Raw genomic sequence first — 17,344 nt, 5'->3', positions numbered from 1 at the left:
ACAGATGGGAGCGTTAAAATTTAATGCGCTCCCCTCTGCGTCATCCGCGTCATCTGCGGCTCATCAATTCCTCTGCAGCTTCAGTCACCTGCTCGGCGGTCACCGATTCGATGCACAGCGGCGACTCCGCAACCAGGCAACGATAGCCCGGACACGGATTGCACTCAAAGGGATTCTGGACCACGCGATGATCCACGGCCCATGGGCGCCAGCGGCGGGAATCCGAAGAGCCCCACGGCACGACGACGGGCGTGCCCACCGCTGCAGCGAGATGCATCGGGCCGGAATCGTTTCCCACATACAGCTTTGCGCTGCGGATCAGTTCGCCAAGTTGGGGAATGGAGAGGCTCAATAGAATCACGCTGCCATCGATCTGCCGCGCAACTTCGCTGGCGAAAGACTCCTCGCCCGGTCCGGCAGTGACGACGATCGTCAGGCCGCGGGTCATCAATGTGCGTGCCACGGCGGCAAAGCGTCCTGGATCCCAGCGTTTGGTGGCCATCACACTGCCGGGATGAATGACGGCGTACGGGCGGCCTCGCAACGTTTTTTCGATTTGGCCGGCTTCGCCTTCGTGTTTTTCAAATCGCAGAGCCGGCGCGGTCTCCTGTTTCACTCCAAGCCAGCGGAACCCCGCCATTGTGGTCTCGACGGTGTGGGCGGAGGAATCGGGAGGCGGCAGCAGGCCGTGGTAGAGAAACGAAAGGCGATAATGCTCGACGCCCACGCGTTTGCCGTGCGCGAGAAGAGAGTATGTCAGGCTCGTCGGGCCGCCATGCAGATTGACGATCACATGGAATCGCCGGAAGAACAGCCGCACGGCCGTGCGGTACTTTCCCTTCGCAATGAGGACCTCGTGGAAATCGGGATTGCCGGAGAAACATGCAGCGAACCGTTTTTCCACAAGCACGGAAATACGGAGGCCGGGGAATTCCTCTTTGAGAGCACGGACGGGTCCCGTCAGCAGGAGGCAATCGCCCATCGAGCGGAGCCGGATTAGAAGAATGCGGGCGTTTTCTGGAAGACGATGGAGGAGATCTTTAGTCTTCAACTTTCGCTTCGCTGATCAGCATCACCGGGATGTCGTCGCGAATCGGATATACGCGGCGGCACTGGCTGCACTTCAGTCCTTGCCCATTCTCGGTCAGCTGGACCGGAGCTTTGCACAGTGGACATACCAGAATCTTCAGGAGCTCAGGATTGACGGCCATTTCGAAATAATATTCTATTGGACCATTGCATCATTAGAGGTTTCTGCATTTCAAATCTGAAATGCAGAAACCTCTAATGATGCAATGGTCCAATAGATCCTCCCCCTTCCGCATTCTGCCCCCATGATAGACTCGCCTGATGCGGGCCCGGATTTTTTTCGCAATCCTGCTTTTTACCGGTTCGCTGTATGCCACGACAGTCCAGCGTCTCAGCCTGGAAGACCTTGTCAGACGGGCACATACGATCGTTGCCGGCCGAGTCGTGAATTCACGGACCTATTGGAGCACGAACCGAAGACTCATCTACACGAACTACACCATCCAGGTGGACGAAACCATCAAGGGGCAGTCGTCCCGCAGCATCGAAGTGACAACGATTGGCGGAAAGATCGGTGATGTCGAATTGCATGTCGCCGGGATGCCGTCTTTTCAGAGCGGGGAGACCGCCGTCGTTTTCGTCGAGCAGAGTGCCGGGTTTCAAACGGTGCTGGGCCTTGGCCAGGGCAAGTTCACGGTGACGAATGGCGAAGTGACCAACAGCGTCGGCGATCTTTCATTCCCGGACGGTCGTCCCGGCGCCCTCACCAGGATGCCGGTTCAGAATTTCAAAGACCAGATTCGAAAGCTCCTTAGCCGTTAGTATGCGGTTCGTCTGCATCTTCGCGGCAATCGGGCTTCTCTGTGCGAGCGCGGCCGCGTACACGCGCCTGACCGATTCATTGGGCGAGATGGCGAAGTGGCAAACGATGCCGGTCTCCTATGCGATCAGTGCGTCAGGTTCACCCCAGATCTCGAATGGCAGCGACTTCGCCGCGATTCGCGCGGCGTTCCAGACCTGGCAGAGCATTCCCGCCACGAATATCCAGTTCACTGATACAGGAACGACGCCTGTCAGCCATGTCGGCTTTGACGGGATTAATCTCGTGACATTTACGGACTCGTCTGCACCGCTGGGGTCGGCGACGATTGCAGCGACGTTCTTGTTTTACGGCAGTGTGCCCGGCAGCGGCGGTACGACCGGGTACGGCACGGAGGAAGCGGATATCGCCTTCAACCCCGGGCTCCTTTTTTCGACCAGCGGGGAGCCGGCCAGGTACGACATTCAAAACATCGCCACCCACGAGATCGGGCACTTCCTCGGTCTCGATCATGCCGCGATGATTTCGTCCGTGATGTCGCCGTACTTTTTGCCCGGTCAACTGGATCAGCGGACCCTGTCTTACGACGATATTGCGGGCGTCATGGAGATTTATCCGAAGAATCTTCCGGCGACTGGAAAAATCCAGGGAACGATCGCGTCCGCTACAGGCCCGATTTTCGGCGCGAACGTCGTCGCCGTTGATTCGACTGGAACCTCGATCGTTTCGACGCTCTCCCAACCCGACGGAACGTACACTCTTCGATTCGTCCCGCCTGGAACGTATCGAGTCTATGCGGAACCGCTCGACAACCCGGTTACAGCGGCCAATATTGCAGCTTTTTACCAGGCGGCTCAGACAAACTTCGGAACCACCTTCTTCGGCAACGTTGCAACATTAATAGGAGCGCGGACGGTCACCGTTGCCGCGAACGCGGTGGCAACAGCCAACATTCAGACCTTGCCTCAAAGCGCAACAGGTTTGAACCTGACGCGGCCCGCTACCGGAGTGCGTCTTGGACGCGGAATCAGTGGAATCCTGACTCTGGGCGGATACGACATCACCGCCGGTGTTCTGTTCAACTCTTCGGCTCCGGAAATCGCCCTCGGTGTGCCTGCGGGCGGCTGCGGCATCAGCGTCATGACAAACTGTTTCGGCGGACAGATCTCGGTCGTGGGACCGACAAGTGCAAAGATGAATGTTGCGATCGACCCGTCCACGACGCTGGGTCCGAAGTTTATCGAGGTGAGCCGCAACAGCGATACCTCCATACTTTCGGGCGCGCTTGTCATTACGGATCCCGCCCCGGCCTGTGTCGCCATCACTCCGGCTTCGGGTTCGGTGATTGGCGGAACCCTGGTTACGATAACAGGCTCGAATTTCCGCAGCGGCGCGCAGGTGTATTTCGGCGGTCTCGCCGCGCTATCGGTCACGGTTGTCGATTCCGGGACGATCCAGGCCATGACCCCTTCGAATATGCCGGGTTTTACGAATATCGTTGTCATGAATGCGGACGGCACCTGGGGCGTTGCGGGACTTTTCGGCTTTGTTCTGGCGCCTCCGGTGATCGACTCCGCGTCGCCACTTTCCGGTCCGCCGGGAACGGTGGTGACGATTCAAGGCAACAATTTCGGCGCCATCCCGCAGAACCTTCAGGTCACGATCGGTGGCGCCGCCGCGCGCGTTATTTCTCTAACCAACAACGCGATTCAGACGGTCGTTCCGAACGGAGCCGTTTCCGGTCCTGTGACCATTACGGTGGTCGGCCAGTCCGCAACCGGCCCGGCGTTCACCGTCACGAGTGTCGCGCCGAGTACCAACGTGGCGTCGAATGTGTACAGCTTCCAGGACGCATCGGTCAGCGCGGGCGGTACGCCCGTCGCATTCCCCACTTCGGACGATGCTGTTGCATCCGTATCGATACCGTTCACGTTCAGTCTCTTCAATGACATTTTTCCCGCTGGCGGGGCCATATCCATTTCGACGAATGGCTGGATCAGCCTGGCGGGAGCAACGGATCCGGCCTCTCAAAATTCAACGCTGCCTGCCGCGACGGTAACTCTGCCTTCAGGCGGCACAGGCGTCGTTCCGCCGTCATTGATTGCGCCGTTCTGGAGCTATCTGATTCTCCCGCCGGAAATCAGCAGCGCAGGCGTTCGTGTGACAGGCAGTGCGCCGAACCGGCAATTCATCGTGGAATGGTCGAACGCAAGCATCATCGGCGCCTCGGGAGCGAACCCGCAGACCAGCGTCACGTTTGAAATTGTTTTGTACGAGGGCAGCAACGACATTCAGTTCGTTTACGGCGACATGAGCGGTCCCGGCTCCGCCGGTTCGAGTGCGACCGTCGGCATGCAGGACCTGAGCCGAACCACTGCAGTGCTGACGGGTTTCGATCAGCCGGTTGTGAACAGCCAGTCGTTGATCACCTACCATTATCAAAACGGCAGCTATACCACTGTCGCCGGCTCGATGGATATGACGCCGCCTGGAAAGCCTGTCGTCAGCGATGAAGGCAAGTTGACGGCGAACCAGATGCAACTTGCCGCATCGTGGACTGCGGCGGCGCCGCCCTCGGGAATTGCCTCATTCCAGTACGGCATTGGTACGACGCCGGGCGGTACCGACGTGTTGGCCTTCACGCCGGCCACGCAAAATTCTGCTGTCGTGAGCGGGCTGCATCTTCAGGCGAACGCCACGTACTATTTCGTGGTGAAAGCGATCAGCGGCGGCGGTGTCGTGAGCGATGCCGGCGTCTCCGGCGGTGTTCGTTATGATCCGTCGTTTCAGCCGCAGGTGAGAATCATTCCGTGGAGCCCGCAGAGCAGCACCGGGTTCAGCGGTATTGCATTGCTTGCGCCGCAAGGAAGTGCGGAAAGTGTTGTGTTGCGCGCGTTCGATTCAAGTGGGGCCTATATTCTGGGGCCGGGGATTCTCAATCCGATCACGGTTTCGCTGACTGCGGGTCAGCAGTCCGCAAAGCTTATTTCGGAGTTGTTCGGTTTGCAGACGTTTGATGGATGGATACAGGTCGAAGCGTCCGTCCCCGGACTCGGCGTGTTCACAGCGACCGGCGCGTCCGATTTGTCGGCCATGGACGGAAGCAATGCTCAGGATACGTCGGCGGACTTTGTGTTATTCCATGCCGGCGCGTCCGCGATTATGGTGAATCCATCGGCGGGAACGGCGAACGTTCAGATTACGAATCTCGCCACGGGCGCAGTGCAAATGCTGACGATGCCTCCAACGAGCCGGCTCGTGACGACGATCGCTGCGGCCTCGCGAGTAAAATCGTCGGTGCCACTGGCTGCTGTCGAGGAGGTCTCCGCGCCCGGCAGGCTCACGATCAATCCGGCGGTTCCGGCGTCGAGCGCGCAGTCGAATCTCGTTTTTCCGCAAGCTGTGGCCGGAAGCGGATATGCATCAACGCTGACGTTGGTGAATGTTAGTGGCGCCGCGCAGAATGCTTTGATTTCGTTCGGCAACGCCTCTTATGCGGAGACGATTGGCCCCAATGCGGCAGTGCATCTTTCATTGCAGGCAGGTTACTTTGGGGTCGGTGCAGTAACTGTGACGGTTCCGCCTCCGCTATTCGGTTCGGCCGCGCAAGCAATCGTCGGAGTTGTTGATATCGACAACGGCGCCGATCCCGTCACCATCGGCGCACCCCAGGCCTCGACGGATTTCTGGTTCCCCCAGGTTGCGAATGGGGATGGCTTGTTTACCGGCCTGGCCCTCACCAACGGAGGGAATCCCGCGAACATCACCGTCGAGGTCTATGGCTCCAACGGCGGCACGCCGCAATCCGGGACCCTCGCCTTGGGCGCCAACCAGCAAACGGCGCAGCTGCTCAGCCAGATTGTGCCAAGCGTTATAAGCCAGGTAGGCGGATACATCCACGTCCATTCGGACCAGCCGATCTGGGCCTGGGAAATCTACGGCTCCGACAGGATTCAGGCCTCCGGGCCCCCGCTGAAATAGGATCTACGCTTCCTCTTCTTCCTCGCCGGTGGTTCCCGCCTTCGCATTCGCGATGACCTTATCCGCAAGGTGCGCGGGCACTTCATCGTAATGGCTGAACTCCATCGAGTAGCTGCCGCGGGCCCCGGTTTTCGACGTCAGGTCGGAGGCGTAGCTCAGCATTTCGGCCAGCGGCACTTGCGCTTTGATGACCGTCGTGTGGCCGCGAACCTCCATGCCCTGAACGCGGCCGCGGCGGCTGTTGAGATCGCCCATCAGGTCTCCGGCGAATTCTTCCGGGCCGTGGACTTCGACGTTCATGACCGGTTCGAGCAGAATCGGTCTTGCTTCCCGGATTCCCTTCTTGAAGGCGAGTGAACCGGCGATCTTGAACGCCATTTCGGACGAGTCGACGTCGTGGTACGAACCGTCGTAGAGCACCACGCGGAAATCTACAGTAGGGAATCCCGCGAGCACGCCTTTCAGCCGCGCTTCCTGGATTCCTTTTTCGACGGCGGGAATGAAATTTCTCGGAATCGAGCCGCCGAAGATCTCGTTGACGAATTCGAAATCGCCGCCGCGCGGAAGGGGTTCCATGCGGATCTTGCAGTCGCCGTATTGACCATGGCCGCCGCTCTGTTTCTTGTGCTTGCCCTGGACGTCGGCTTTGCCCTTGATCGTCTCGCGATAGGGAACCTTGGGGGGATGGAGAAGTACCTCGACGCCGAATCGTTTCTTCAGCCGCGCAACGGCCATTTCCACGTGCATCTGGCCCTGCCCTGACAGCAGGAATTCCTTGGTCTGCGGCTCGCGCGAGTATCGGATTCCGAGATCCTCGTCCATCAGCTTGTGAATGGCGGTGCTGATCTTGTCTTCGTCGCCGCGCGACTTCGGTTCGATGGCGAACGAAATGACGGGTTCCACCCACTTTACCGGGGAATATGTGATCGTGTGCGCTTTATCGCAGAGCGTATCGCCGGTCTGTGTTTCTTTCAGTTTGGCGACGGCGGCGATGTCGCCGGCGTGAAGTTTGGGAACGCTCACCTGCGTCTTGCCCTGAAGCAGCGCGAGCGCGCCGAATCTTTCCACCACGCCCTTGTTGACGTTGTACGGCTGGACTTCCGTCGTCAGTGTTCCGGAGTAAATGCGGTAAAGCGATATGCGGCCGGTGAAGGGATCGGAAAATGTTTTGAACACGAAGGCGGAAAAGGGCTCACTGTCGGCGATCTTTCTCTCGACATCCTTGCCGTGGGCATCCTTGCCCTCAACCGTTCCGCGCGCGACGGCATCCGGCAGCAGATTCAAAATCGCATTCATCAAAGGTTGCACGCCGATGTTGCCCGTCGCCGAGGTGTAGAGGATCGGATAGAGCTTTCCTTCCGAAACCTGTTTTTTGAGGCCGCTGATGATTTCGTCATCCGAAAGCGTGCCGCTGTCGAAGAACTTTTCCATCAGCTTTTCGTCGCTCTCCGCGACAGATTCGATTAATTTGTCGCGGTATTCCTGAGCGCGCGCGGCAACGTCGGCGGGAATCGCCGATTCGCTGAATTTGCCGGAGCCGTCGGTCTGATATACGAAGGCCTTCATCTGGACGAGGTCCGCAACGCCTTTGAATCCCTTTTCTGCGCCAAGAGGGATTTGAATGGGCACGCACAGCCGGCCGAGCGTCTGCTGAATCGACTCGAGCGATCGTTCGAAGCTCGCTGTATCACGGTCCATGCGGTTGACGACGATCAGGCGGGGCAGTTGAAATTCCTCGGCATAGGCCCAGGATTTTTCCGTCTGCACCATGACGCCGGATACGGCGTCGACCACAACGATCGCCGCGTCCGCAACGCGCAGTGCGCCGCGGGCTTCCTGGATGAAGTTGCCGAAGCCGGGTGTATCGAGAACGTTGATCTTGTTTTTGTTCCACTCGCAGAATGCGAGCTTCGTCGAGATGGTGATTTTGCGCTCGATTTCATCTTCGTCGTAATCCGTCGGGGCATTCCCGTCGTCTACGCGACCAAGGCGATTGGTGGCACCGGTATCGAATAGCATCGCGGAAACCAGCGAGGTCTTGCCACTTCCTCCGTGTCCCACGATGCCCACATTGCGAATGTTTTTGCCTTCGTAGACGTTCACGAATATCTCCTTGTTGTAGGGATCAAGCTTCGAAATCTAGCATATTCATCCTTGTAAACGCATCCGGCAAAAGTTAGTCTCATTAAGTGTTTCCGCCCATTTCCGCCGTCCTTGGCTTACTGTTTTTCGCCTCGGCACTGCCGAACGGGATCCGGATCGACAGCCTTCCAGCGGGCTCCGATGCGGTCGAGATCGTTGCCGGATACGCTTCGGGAGGCCTCGCAGATTTTTCCTCGACCGGTGCTGCAAAAGCCCTTCTGGTTGATGCGTATGCAGTCGGCGGCGACATTCAGTTCCTGAATGAAATCGATCGCACGGCGGTGCGGATCGTGGCCCCATCCTGGTCGGCGCCGGTGTTGTTTGAACACTTGCCGGGGCTCTTCAAAGATGTCCCCTCCGAGGACGCCGGAAATTCTCCAGTTACCGCTGCGGATTTTCGCGCCAGGGTCGAAGAAGAAATCCGCGATGCCTTGCTTGGAGCGAATGTGTCCGAGCCCGAGTACGCCACCGGCGATGCCTTCGTCCTGAGTTCCGTCCCGGCGCCAAAATCATTGCTTGATGCGCTCGCTGCGATTCCGCGGCGCGGATCGGCGAACCGGCCGCAGGAGCCGGCGCCGCGTCTTGCAGCAGAACGCACGCTGCGATTCAAGTCGGACCTTGCGTCCGGCGCCGTCATTTTTGCCGCTCCCGCTCCGGCGGTGTTCTACAAGGAGTGGTACCTGCTTCTGCTGCTGGATAAATTGATCCATCGGGTGGTGACCCTGCCAGTGCAGACGTTATTGCCTCTCAACGTCCGTCCCTACTACTACCGCATCGAACTGCCGCTGAGCGCCGGACAGTTCCCGGAGCCGGCGGAAGCCAATCTGCTTCAGGAACTGGAGCGGCTGCAGTTCACCCGGGCGAGCCTCGGGGACCTGAACGCGGCAAGGCAGGACGCATTCGAATATCTCGACAGCAAGGACGTACAGGAATGGTTTGCCAGCCATGGTATCGCCGATCGCCGCGATGAAGGCGTGCAGTGGCTCCAGGGAATGACGCCGGACGACCTGCGCGCCGCGGCGCGGGATCTGCTCCTGATGAATCGCGTGGTCGCAACCTGGGCGCCCACGCCGAAATCGACAACAGTCTCGGTCGAGCCGCTGGCGAGCGCGTCCCCGGCTCCGCCCGCGAAGCCCGAGCCCGATAGGGCGAAGGATCAAGAGCAGTCACGCGAGCCTGATAGCGCGAAGCCGAAACCGGACCTCGAGATCGCGATTGCGGCATTTCCCGTACACACCGACGCTTCGACAGCGACACCCGTTGCAGAACGTCTTTCGTCGGGCGTGTCTCTGGTTCGCAGCAATACGAATGCAGTCTTCGTTGCCGGCGGTTCGATGACGCGCTTCGATCACGAGCCTGCTGCCGCCGATCTGAAAACATTCTCGGGCTTTCGCGCAGAACGTATTCTGGTTCTGGCTCCGCCGGCGTCTCTCGAAAACGCGCGGCAGCTATGGAGCAACTTCAAAGGCAGCACCAGCGGTCCGACGGGCGTGCCGAAGGGCAAAGTATCCTCCGGCGATCTTCCGGCGCTGTTTATCCTGAAAACGATGCTCGACCTGAAACTGATCGATGCCGGATGGTGGAAGGAGGCGAAGCTCCGCATCGATGCGACGGAAGGCTCCACGCTTCAAATCACGGCCGACAGCGGCAAACGCGCGCAGATTCTGGACTGGATCAAAATGGCCGGAACGACTCCCCCAGCGGAAAAATACTTCAGCTGGGCCCGCGAAGTCGCCGTTCACCGTTTCCGGCTTGCAATGCCTGATATGCAGGCCTTGATTTGGGAGCGGGATCCGCAGGGAACCGTGCCCGATCTTTCATCCGTCAATCGTGACCTCATCCAGGATGTGGCCCGCATCTACTTCTGAGGCGATTTGCTGAGAATCGGCGTCGATACAGGTGGAACATTCACCGACTTTGTCGTCATCCGCGGCGGCAGAATCGAAATGTTCAAAGAACTCTCCACGCCGCAGGAGCCCGACGCCGCGATCATGAAGGGGCTTGCTCGTCTCGAGCAGGACGCGGTTCAGGAAGTCATTCACGGCTCGACCGTCGCGACCAATGCGCTACTGGAGCGCAAAGGCGCGCGCACAGCGCTTCTGACGACGGAAGGCTTCGAGGACATCCTGGTGATCGGCCGCCAGACCCGGCGGGAACTCTACAATATTTTCGTCACGCGTCCCGCTCCGCTGGTGCCCGACGGGCTGCGTTTCGGAATCCGGGAACGCACGCTGTATGACGGCTCCATTCAAAAGCCGCTCGACCACCGGCATCTTCAGAATCTCAGCGAATATCTCCAGCAACAGAATGTTGAATCGATTGCAGTCTCGCTCTTGTACTCCTTTGCCAATGACGAACACGAGAATGCGATCCTTCGCGCCATGGAGCCCATGGGACTTCCGATTTCACTCTCGTCAAAGATTCTTCCGGAGTATCGGGAATACGAACGCACCTCCACGACGGTGATCAATGCCTATCTCGCTCCGTTGATGAGCCGGTATCTGAACCGTTTGCAGGCGGGTCTGACGAAATCTCCATTGCGCGTGATGCAGTCCAACGGCGGAGCGGTCCAATCGGTAACGGCGGCGGATGAACCGGTGCGAACGATCCTCTCCGGCCCGGCGGGCGGTGTCGTGGGCGCCTTTCACGTCGCGCAGGTTTCAGGCTATCCGAAGATCGTCACGTTTGATATGGGCGGCACCTCCACGGATGTATCGCTTTGCGAGGGTGAAATCAAAGTCACGCACGAGAGCGAAGTCGACGGCCTTCCCGTCGGTATTGCGATGATGGATATCCATACCGTCGGCGCGGGTGGGGGATCCATTGCGGAACTGGATCCTGGAGGCGCGCTCAAGGTCGGACCGGAAAGCGCCGGCGCCGAGCCGGGTCCGATCTGCTACGGCAAAGGCGAGCGCCTCACGGTGACCGATGCCAACGTGATTCTGGGCCGCCTGCTTCCTGAATTTTTTCTCGGTGGAGCGATGACGCTGGCGACGGACCGGATCGTCCCGGTTTTGAAGAAGCTTTCCTGGACCCGCCGCTGGAAAAATCCGGAAGAACTCGCGCAGGGCGTGATCGACGTCGTGAATAACAGCATGATTCAGGCGATCCGGCTGGTTTCCGTCGAACGCGGCTACGATCCTCGTGACTTCACGTTGTTTTGCTTTGGCGGCGCCGGCGGATTGCACGCCGCACATCTGGCCCGCGGCCTGGGGATGAAACGTGTGGTGGTTCCGCGTTTCCCGGGCGCGCTGTCCGCATTGGGATTGCTTCTTGCGGATGTGCGGAAGGACTACTCGCGGACGCTCCTCATCGAAGCGAACGGCTCCGCAGGGAAGTTGAAGAGCGCTTTCCGCGAACTGCATAAAAAGGGACACGAGGAAATGGCCCGGGAAGGTTTCAAAAAAAGCGAAATTCAGTCAGATGATTTTGTGGATTTGAGGTACCGCGGCCAAGCCTACGAGCTGACGATACCGCTGGGCCCAGGTTTTGTCGATCAATTCCATAGAGTTCACGAACGCCGGTATGGGTATTCGAGTCCGGGAAAGGATGTGGAACTCGTCAACGTGAGAGCCGTGTTCGCCGGACGCAGGCCGAAGCCGAAGTTCGAGAAGGTGGCGAAAGCGCGTGGCAAGGCGCGCGCGATGGACACGCGTTGGGTTTGGATGGAAAGCAAGCAGGTGAAGGCGGGAATCTATGATCGGGAGGCTCTGGGGTATGGCCACGTTATTGATGGCCCGGCAGTCATCGGGGAATACAGCTCGACGACGCTGGTGCCGACGGGGTGCCGGTGTCGAGTGGATGCTCACTCGAATCTGGTGCTGGAATGGCGCGGGCTGTGAGGAAAATGGCGACGTTACTTAATCCTGTTCAGCTTGAAATCTTCAAAAGCCTCTTCCATGCCATTGCGGAAGAAATGGGAGCCACGCTCAAGCGCACGGCCTTCTCACCCAACATCAAGGAGCGCCGCGATTATTCGTGCGCCATCTTCGACGCCCGCGGCGACATGGTTGCGCAGGGCGATCACATGCCGGTGCATCTCGGCTCGATGCCGCTTTCCGTCAAAGCGGCGATCGTGAATCGCGAGATCCGGCCCGGCGGCATGATCATCCTCAACGATCCGTACAAAGGCGGGACGCATCTGCCGGACGTGACTATCGTCTCCGGGGTTTTTGTGAAAGAGAGACTCCTGTTCTATGTCGCGTCGCGTGCCCACCAGTCGGATATCGGAGGCATGTCTGCGGGATCCATGCCGCTGGCGGAGGAAATCTATCAGGAGGGTCTGCGCATCCCTCCCGTCACTTTGATGTCCGGAGGTGTGATCAATCGCGATGTCTGGGACATCGTTCTTGCCAATGTACGGACTCCGGACGAGCGGGAAGGCGACCTGGCCGCCATGATCGGCGCGAATCGAACCGGCGAACGGCGTCTTGCTGAAATCGTGGACAAATACGGGTGGCCGGAAGTCCGGCGTTATGTCGCCGAAATCCTGAACTACAGCGAGCGTATGACGCGGCACGCGATCTCGTTGATTCCGGACGGCACTTACGAAGCCGAGGATTTTCTCGATAACGACGGCATCACCGACCGGGAGATCGCGATCCGTGTGAAGATCCGTATCAAAGGAAATCGCGCGTCGATCGATTTTTCGAATTCAGGGCCGCAGGCGGAAGGAAGCGTCAACGCGGTATATGCGATCACTGCCTCTGCAGTCTTCTATGTGTTCCGGACGCTGGTCGCGGTTTCAATCCCGTCGAATGCGGGCGGCATGCGTCCGCTCGAGATCATCGCGCCGGAAGGCACGATCGTGAATGCGCGTCCTCCGGCTGCTGTTTGCGGCGGAAACGTGGAGACGTCACAGCGTATTGTCGATGTTCTATATAAATGTCTCGCGGAAGCGATGCCCGATCGGATTCCTGCGGCGAGCCAGGGCACGATGAATAACTTTACGTTCGGCGCCGTCGACCCGCGCACGAATCAGCCGGTTGCCTACTACGAAACTGTCTCCGGCGGCATGGGGGCCCGGCCGGGAATGGACGGGCTTTCCGGTGTTCATACGCACATGACGAATTCGTTGAATACGCCGATCGAGGCCCTGGAACATGCCTGCCCGATCCGCGTGGTCAGCTATGGTCTCCGCCGTGAATCGGGTGGACGCGGCAAATGGTGCGGTGGCGACGGAGTGATTCGTGAAGTGCAATTCCTGGCCAGGGCTCAGGTAACGCTTTTATGTGACCGGCGTCAATTTTCTCCTTATGGATTGAATGGTGGTCTTCCAGGAGCCCCGGGCAGAAACGTTCTCACGCGGGTTGGTGGCAGAACGGAAGAATTGCCGTCCAAGGTCACTGTGTGGTGCGAGCCCGGCGATATCCTTTCCATCCAGACACCGGGCGGCGGAGGGTGGGGCGCAAGCTGACAAGAATTAGCAAAGACACCGATTGAAATTAAAAAGCTCGTTGCGTATATCTTGAATAGCGAGTGTTCTTATGGACGAGCCGCAACGATACGAATCACAGAAGCGTTTTGCGAGCGTCACCGGGTTCATTCTCGATGTCGCCATTCTGGTCTATCTCGTCAGCTCGGGCCTGAGCATTCGCCTGCGCGAGTTTGCCGAAGGTATCTCCACTTCCCCGTGGCTCAGCATTGCGATTTATTTCATTGGCCTCGGCGTGATCTTTAACGTCTTCAATCTGGCCCTGAGTTTCTACTCCGGTTACATCCTGGAGCATCGCTTCGGATTGTCACGCCAGTCGCTCGCGGACTGGGTGAAGGATCAGTTGAAAGGGATTGCCCTGAGCATTCCGCTCGGAATCGCCGGTGTCGAGATCGTCTATGGCTTCCTCCGAATCTCCCCGGCGAACTGGTGGGTATATGCAAGCGTGGTATTCATCATGTTCGTCGTGGTGATGACGAATCTGGCACCGGTGCTTCTCCTACCGTTGTTCTTTAAATTTCGGCCGGTCGAAAATCAGGATCTCCAGAAGCGCGTCGATCGTGTCGCCCGCCGCACCAATACGGCGGTCTGCGGAATTTTCGAGTGGGCGCTGGGCGAGAAAACGCGAAAGGCGAACGCGGCCGTCGTCGGCTGGGGAAACACGCGCCGGATCATTGTTTCAGACACATTGATCGAGAACTTTTCGGGCGAAGAAATCGAAGTGATTATGGCCCACGAGCTGTGCCACCACGTCAAGAACCACATCTGGCAAAGCCTCGCACTGCAATCGGCGCTGACCTTCGGCGGGTTTTATGTGGCGCACCGGCTCATGCCCGCGCTCTCCCTGCATTTCGGGTTTCGAAGCATAGCGGACGCCGCCAATTTCCCGTTGTTGGCCCTGGTAATGTCGGGCGTGTCCCTGCTGATCCTTCCGCTCGTCAATTCCTTCTCCCGGCGGCTCGAAACCGAAGCGGACCTCTATGCGCTCGATATTACGGGCGATGCGCTCGCATTCGTTTCAAGCATGGAGAAGCTGGCGGAGATCAATCTCGCGAACAAGACGCCGAATAAGATTATCGAGTTTATCTTCTACAGCCATCCCTGCGTGGAAGATCGCATACAGTTGGCTGCGAATCGCGTTGGACAGAACGTCAGTTAAGTCTATTGCACCATTGCATCATTCGAGGTTTCTGCATTTCAAATTTAGAACTGCAAAAACTTCCAATGATGCGATGGTGCAATGGACTTAACTAACCGCCGACTCCATCAGCGGTGAAGTACGCTTCCAGTGAATCGAGCTGATCGGTAAGCTCTGCGATCTTGTCGTGCAGAAGGCTTCTCATCGAAATCATTCCTGCGAGCTTGCCGTCGCGGTCGACGATCGGCAGATGGCGGATGTGCTTTTCGAGCATGAGTTTCAGAGCTTCATCTGCCGTTGAATCGCGATGAATGGTTTCGACCGGCGAGGTCATGACGTCTTGAATTAGAATTCGCGCGGGCTCTTGTCGTTCGGATACTACGCGCAGCATCAAGTCGCGCTCGCTGAACATACCGATAAGGCGGCCGTCTTGAGTCACAGCGACGGCGCCGATCCTTTCCGTGTCCATGATCCGAACCGCTTCCATAACGGTTGTATTGGGGTTCACCGTCACGAGGGGCGTACGAGCAATTCTCAGAAGACCCATAAGACTCCTCCGGGCTGTTTTTGTTTCCAGGTGGGGCAATACTAACTTAAGCGGAGACTGATTGCACTACGATTCAAATATATGGTTTTGATTCCTCAAGGTTGGTTCTGGATGGGTTCGGACAACCGTTATTCCTGGGAGAGTCCCCGGCACCGCGTCTGGCTGGATGCATTCGAAATCGCGGAAACCGCTGCCACCCGCCGCGAGTATGAATGCTTCTTATCGGATACCGGCTACGCCGAACCTTCCGGCTGGTCCAGTTCCGTTTTTGCCGATCCCGGCCAACCCGTGGTTGGTGTGAGTTGGTTTGCCGCAGTTGCCTATTGCGAGTGGTTTTCGAGAAGGAAAGGGCAGGAATACCGGCTTCCAACAGAAGCGGAATGGGAAAAGGCATGCCGGGGAGGGCGCGAGGACAGCGAGTATGCCTGGGGGAATGAAACGCCCGACACCATCGAATACTTTAACGCCCATACCTGGAAGGGGCCGCGCCGTGTTGCGGAATGGCATCCCAATGGATACGGCCTGTTCAATATCGGGGACAATGTTCATGAATGGTGTACGGACTGGTACTCCGCGGAGTATTACGCGTCCTCGCCCGAGCGGAATCCAACCGGTCCGGAAGCAGGAACGCGGCGCGTTTCGCGAGGCGGCTCGTGGCGCCACCAGATCAAGGCTTCGCGCGCTGCGCATCGCAGCAGTCTGCCGCCGCAGTTTGCCTACACGGATTACGGGTTTCGTGTTGTGAAGAACCTGTAGGCGCGCAGGGTTACGACGCCGTCGCGATGTATCCGCGCCGCGCGCGGACCTGATCGCCGGTGCGGACTCTAACGTGGAGCTGATGATAGCGTCCGTCGTCCGGCCGGGCAGGATAGAAGCCGAGCGTGTATTGGCTGCGCAGTTCGTCCGCGATGACATCGAGAACCTTTTCGATTTGAGCTCCGCGGCCGCTGAAGCTTTCGGCGAGCAGGAACGGGCGTCCGCCGCTGCTTTCGGCAAGGGTTCGAAGCACATTCAAGTCGACATCGTCCCTTCGGCTCTCCGAAGTCTTTTTTGTAAACATCAGCGCTGAGACCGCCTTAATTGACGGCGGCGAACTGTTCCCGGCATACGTCAGGGAGGAAATTCCAATCGGATAAACCAGCACCTCCGAAGCGCGAATCGCTTGCACAGCATGTTCGAGCTTCGACACGCTGGCGGTGTCCTGGCCGTCAGTGATCACCAGCAACGCCCGCTTGCTGTGGTGCGCCGATCGCAGCTTGGTGAGACCTTCATTCAATGCATCGTACAGAGCGGTGCCGCCGGTCGGCGTGATGTGGCGCAATGCCTGCGAGAGTTTGTCGCGATTATCGGTGAAGTCCTGACGTAAAACCGCCTGGCCCGAAAACGTGATCAGGAATATTTCGTCGTCCTGGCGGATCCTGTGGATGAAACGATCGACGGAATCGACGGCCGTCCGGATTTTCCGGTCCATGCTGCCGCTTGTATCGAGAAGGACGCCCACGCTGACGGGCACTTCCTGATCCTGGCTGAAGTGTGAAATTGCCTGAACGTTACCGTCTTCTTCGAGAGTGAAGTCGTTCGCGGCAAGGTTGGATACGTATCTCCCGTGCGTGTCCGTGACGGTGGCAATGACATTGACGAGCCGGACGTCGACCCGCACTTGAGCCCTGATAACCGTTGCGGCCGTTACCGCTGCGAAGACTGCCAATACGTAAAACCGGCGTCTCATGTGATTCTCGCTGGCGGATGTTATCATACGGCCCCTATGGTTGGTTCAGATCAATTTCGACAAGTAATGGGCAACTTCGCGACGGGCATCACGGTCGTGACGACCCGCGATCAGGACGGCAAACCGTATGGCTTGACCGTCAATTCATTTACCTCCGTTTCTCTGAATCCGGTGCTCGTTCTGGTTTGCCTGGATCACAAATTAAGCGGTCTCCAATGGTTCAGGGATTCGAAACACTTCGGCATCAGCATCCTGTCCGAACATCAGGAAGACGTCTCACGGATATTCGCTAAAAAGGATGCGGAGCGGCCGCCGGCGGTTTACTTCGATGGGCCATTGGGAATGCCTCTGATCAAGAGCTCTCTCGCTGCCATGGAATGCAAGGTCATGCAGGTTTATGAGGGAGGCGATCACCTGATATTCCTGGGTGAGGTGGATAATGCGGAATTATTGCAGCCCGATCATCCGTTGCTGTACTTTCGCGGGAAATATCACTGGCTGAAGGCTTAAGGAATAAATGGTTT

The 17,344-nt window shown here is 58.3% G+C and carries 13 protein-coding genes; 8 read left to right on the top strand and 5 right to left on the bottom strand.

Going from position 1 to position 17,344, the window contains the following annotated elements; genetic code table 11:
* Positions 1-49: 49 nt before the first annotated feature.
* Both VGK48_01235 and VGK48_01230 read right to left on the bottom strand, forming a co-directional pair.
* A complete protein-coding gene (locus VGK48_01235; GenBank protein ID HEY2379779.1) occupies positions 50-1,051 on the bottom strand; it encodes a glycosyltransferase family 9 protein in 1,002 nt (333 codons plus the stop codon).
* Positions 1,041-1,211, bottom strand: coding sequence for a Trm112 family protein (locus VGK48_01230; GenBank protein HEY2379778.1), 171 nt, complete (start codon positions 1,209-1,211; stop codon positions 1,041-1,043). Before VGK48_01230 ends, VGK48_01235 begins: the two co-directional genes overlap by 11 nt.
* A 139-nt stretch (positions 1,212-1,350) precedes the next feature.
* On the opposite strand from VGK48_01230, the gene VGK48_01225 reads away from it, so the two are divergent.
* Both VGK48_01225 and VGK48_01220 read left to right on the top strand, forming a co-directional pair.
* A complete protein-coding gene (locus tag VGK48_01225; protein ID HEY2379777.1) occupies positions 1,351-1,851 on the top strand; it encodes a hypothetical protein in 501 nt (166 codons plus the stop codon).
* Between the two features lies 1 nt (position 1,852).
* Positions 1,853-5,830 (top strand): IPT/TIG domain-containing protein, encoded by a 3,978-nt coding sequence (locus tag VGK48_01220; protein ID HEY2379776.1) that lies wholly within the window; start codon positions 1,853-1,855, stop codon positions 5,828-5,830.
* Between the two features lie 3 nt (positions 5,831-5,833).
* Here the strand turns inward: VGK48_01220 and fusA are convergent, their stop codons facing one another.
* Positions 5,834-7,933 (bottom strand): elongation factor G, encoded by a 2,100-nt coding sequence (gene fusA, locus VGK48_01215; GenBank protein ID HEY2379775.1) that lies wholly within the window; start codon positions 7,931-7,933, stop codon positions 5,834-5,836.
* A gap of 86 nt (positions 7,934-8,019) precedes the next feature.
* On the opposite strand from fusA, the gene VGK48_01210 reads away from it, so the two are divergent.
* The 4 genes from VGK48_01210 (at position 8,020) to VGK48_01195 (ending at position 14,565) form a co-directional block, all read left to right on the top strand.
* Entirely contained in the window at positions 8,020-9,840 is a 1,821-nt protein-coding gene (locus VGK48_01210; protein HEY2379774.1) for a hypothetical protein, read from the top strand.
* A gap of 6 nt (positions 9,841-9,846) precedes the next feature.
* Positions 9,847-11,814 carry a hydantoinase/oxoprolinase family protein gene (locus VGK48_01205; protein ID HEY2379773.1) on the top strand — a complete coding sequence of 656 codons (1,968 nt, stop codon included), beginning with the start codon at positions 9,847-9,849 and terminating at the stop codon, positions 11,812-11,814.
* 5 nt (positions 11,815-11,819) lie between these two features.
* On the top strand, positions 11,820-13,388 hold the full coding sequence (locus tag VGK48_01200) for a hydantoinase B/oxoprolinase family protein (GenBank protein HEY2379772.1): 1,569 nt from the start codon (positions 11,820-11,822) through the stop codon (positions 13,386-13,388).
* A gap of 70 nt (positions 13,389-13,458) precedes the next feature.
* Positions 13,459-14,565, top strand: coding sequence for a M48 family metallopeptidase (locus tag VGK48_01195; protein HEY2379771.1), 1,107 nt, complete (start codon positions 13,459-13,461; stop codon positions 14,563-14,565).
* A gap of 91 nt (positions 14,566-14,656) precedes the next feature.
* Here VGK48_01195 and VGK48_01190 read toward each other — a convergent pair whose 3' ends face one another.
* On the bottom strand, positions 14,657-15,091 hold the full coding sequence (locus tag VGK48_01190) for a CBS domain-containing protein (GenBank protein HEY2379770.1): 435 nt from the start codon (positions 15,089-15,091) through the stop codon (positions 14,657-14,659).
* Between the two features lie 81 nt (positions 15,092-15,172).
* Here VGK48_01190 and VGK48_01185 point away from each other — a divergent pair, with 81 nt between their 5' ends.
* Positions 15,173-15,847, top strand: coding sequence for an SUMF1/EgtB/PvdO family nonheme iron enzyme (locus tag VGK48_01185; GenBank protein ID HEY2379769.1), 675 nt, complete (start codon positions 15,173-15,175; stop codon positions 15,845-15,847).
* 10 nt (positions 15,848-15,857) lie between these two features.
* On the opposite strand, the gene VGK48_01180 is transcribed toward VGK48_01185, so the two are convergent.
* A complete protein-coding gene (locus tag VGK48_01180) occupies positions 15,858-16,820 on the bottom strand; it encodes a VWA domain-containing protein (GenBank protein HEY2379768.1) in 963 nt (320 codons plus the stop codon).
* Between the two features lie 66 nt (positions 16,821-16,886).
* Here VGK48_01180 and VGK48_01175 point away from each other — a divergent pair, with 66 nt between their 5' ends.
* Complete coding sequence (locus VGK48_01175; protein ID HEY2379767.1) at positions 16,887-17,330, top strand: flavin reductase family protein; 444 nt, start codon at positions 16,887-16,889, stop codon at positions 17,328-17,330.
* Positions 17,331-17,344 lie beyond the last annotated feature (14 nt).

The sequence above is a fragment of the Terriglobia bacterium genome (assembly GCA_036496425.1).
Classification (GTDB): domain Bacteria; phylum Acidobacteriota; class Terriglobia; order 20CM-2-55-15; family 20CM-2-55-15; genus 20CM-2-55-15.
The sequence above is the reverse complement of the archived record's forward strand: the minus strand, read 5'-3'. Positions and strand labels throughout refer to the sequence as shown.

Excerpts from the sequence above, each read along its gene's own strand:
- VGK48_01200 (HEY2379772.1), top strand. The coding sequence starts at position 11,820 with ATGGCGACGTTACTTAATCCTGTTCAGCTTGAAATCTTCAAAAGCCTC.
- VGK48_01180 (HEY2379768.1), bottom strand. The coding sequence starts at position 16,820 with ATGAGACGCCGGTTTTACGTATTGGCAGTCTTCGCAGCGGTAACGGCC.
- VGK48_01175 (HEY2379767.1), top strand. The coding sequence starts at position 16,887 with ATGGGCAACTTCGCGACGGGCATCACGGTCGTGACGACCCGCGATCAG.
- VGK48_01185 (HEY2379769.1), top strand. The coding sequence starts at position 15,173 with ATGGTTTTGATTCCTCAAGGTTGGTTCTGGATGGGTTCGGACAACCGT.
- VGK48_01220 (HEY2379776.1), top strand. The coding sequence starts at position 1,853 with ATGCGGTTCGTCTGCATCTTCGCGGCAATCGGGCTTCTCTGTGCGAGC.
- VGK48_01190 (HEY2379770.1), bottom strand. The coding sequence starts at position 15,091 with ATGGGTCTTCTGAGAATTGCTCGTACGCCCCTCGTGACGGTGAACCCC.
- VGK48_01195 (HEY2379771.1), top strand. The coding sequence starts at position 13,459 with ATGGACGAGCCGCAACGATACGAATCACAGAAGCGTTTTGCGAGCGTC.
- VGK48_01225 (HEY2379777.1), top strand. The coding sequence starts at position 1,351 with ATGCGGGCCCGGATTTTTTTCGCAATCCTGCTTTTTACCGGTTCGCTG.
- VGK48_01230 (HEY2379778.1), bottom strand. The coding sequence starts at position 1,211 with ATGGCCGTCAATCCTGAGCTCCTGAAGATTCTGGTATGTCCACTGTGC.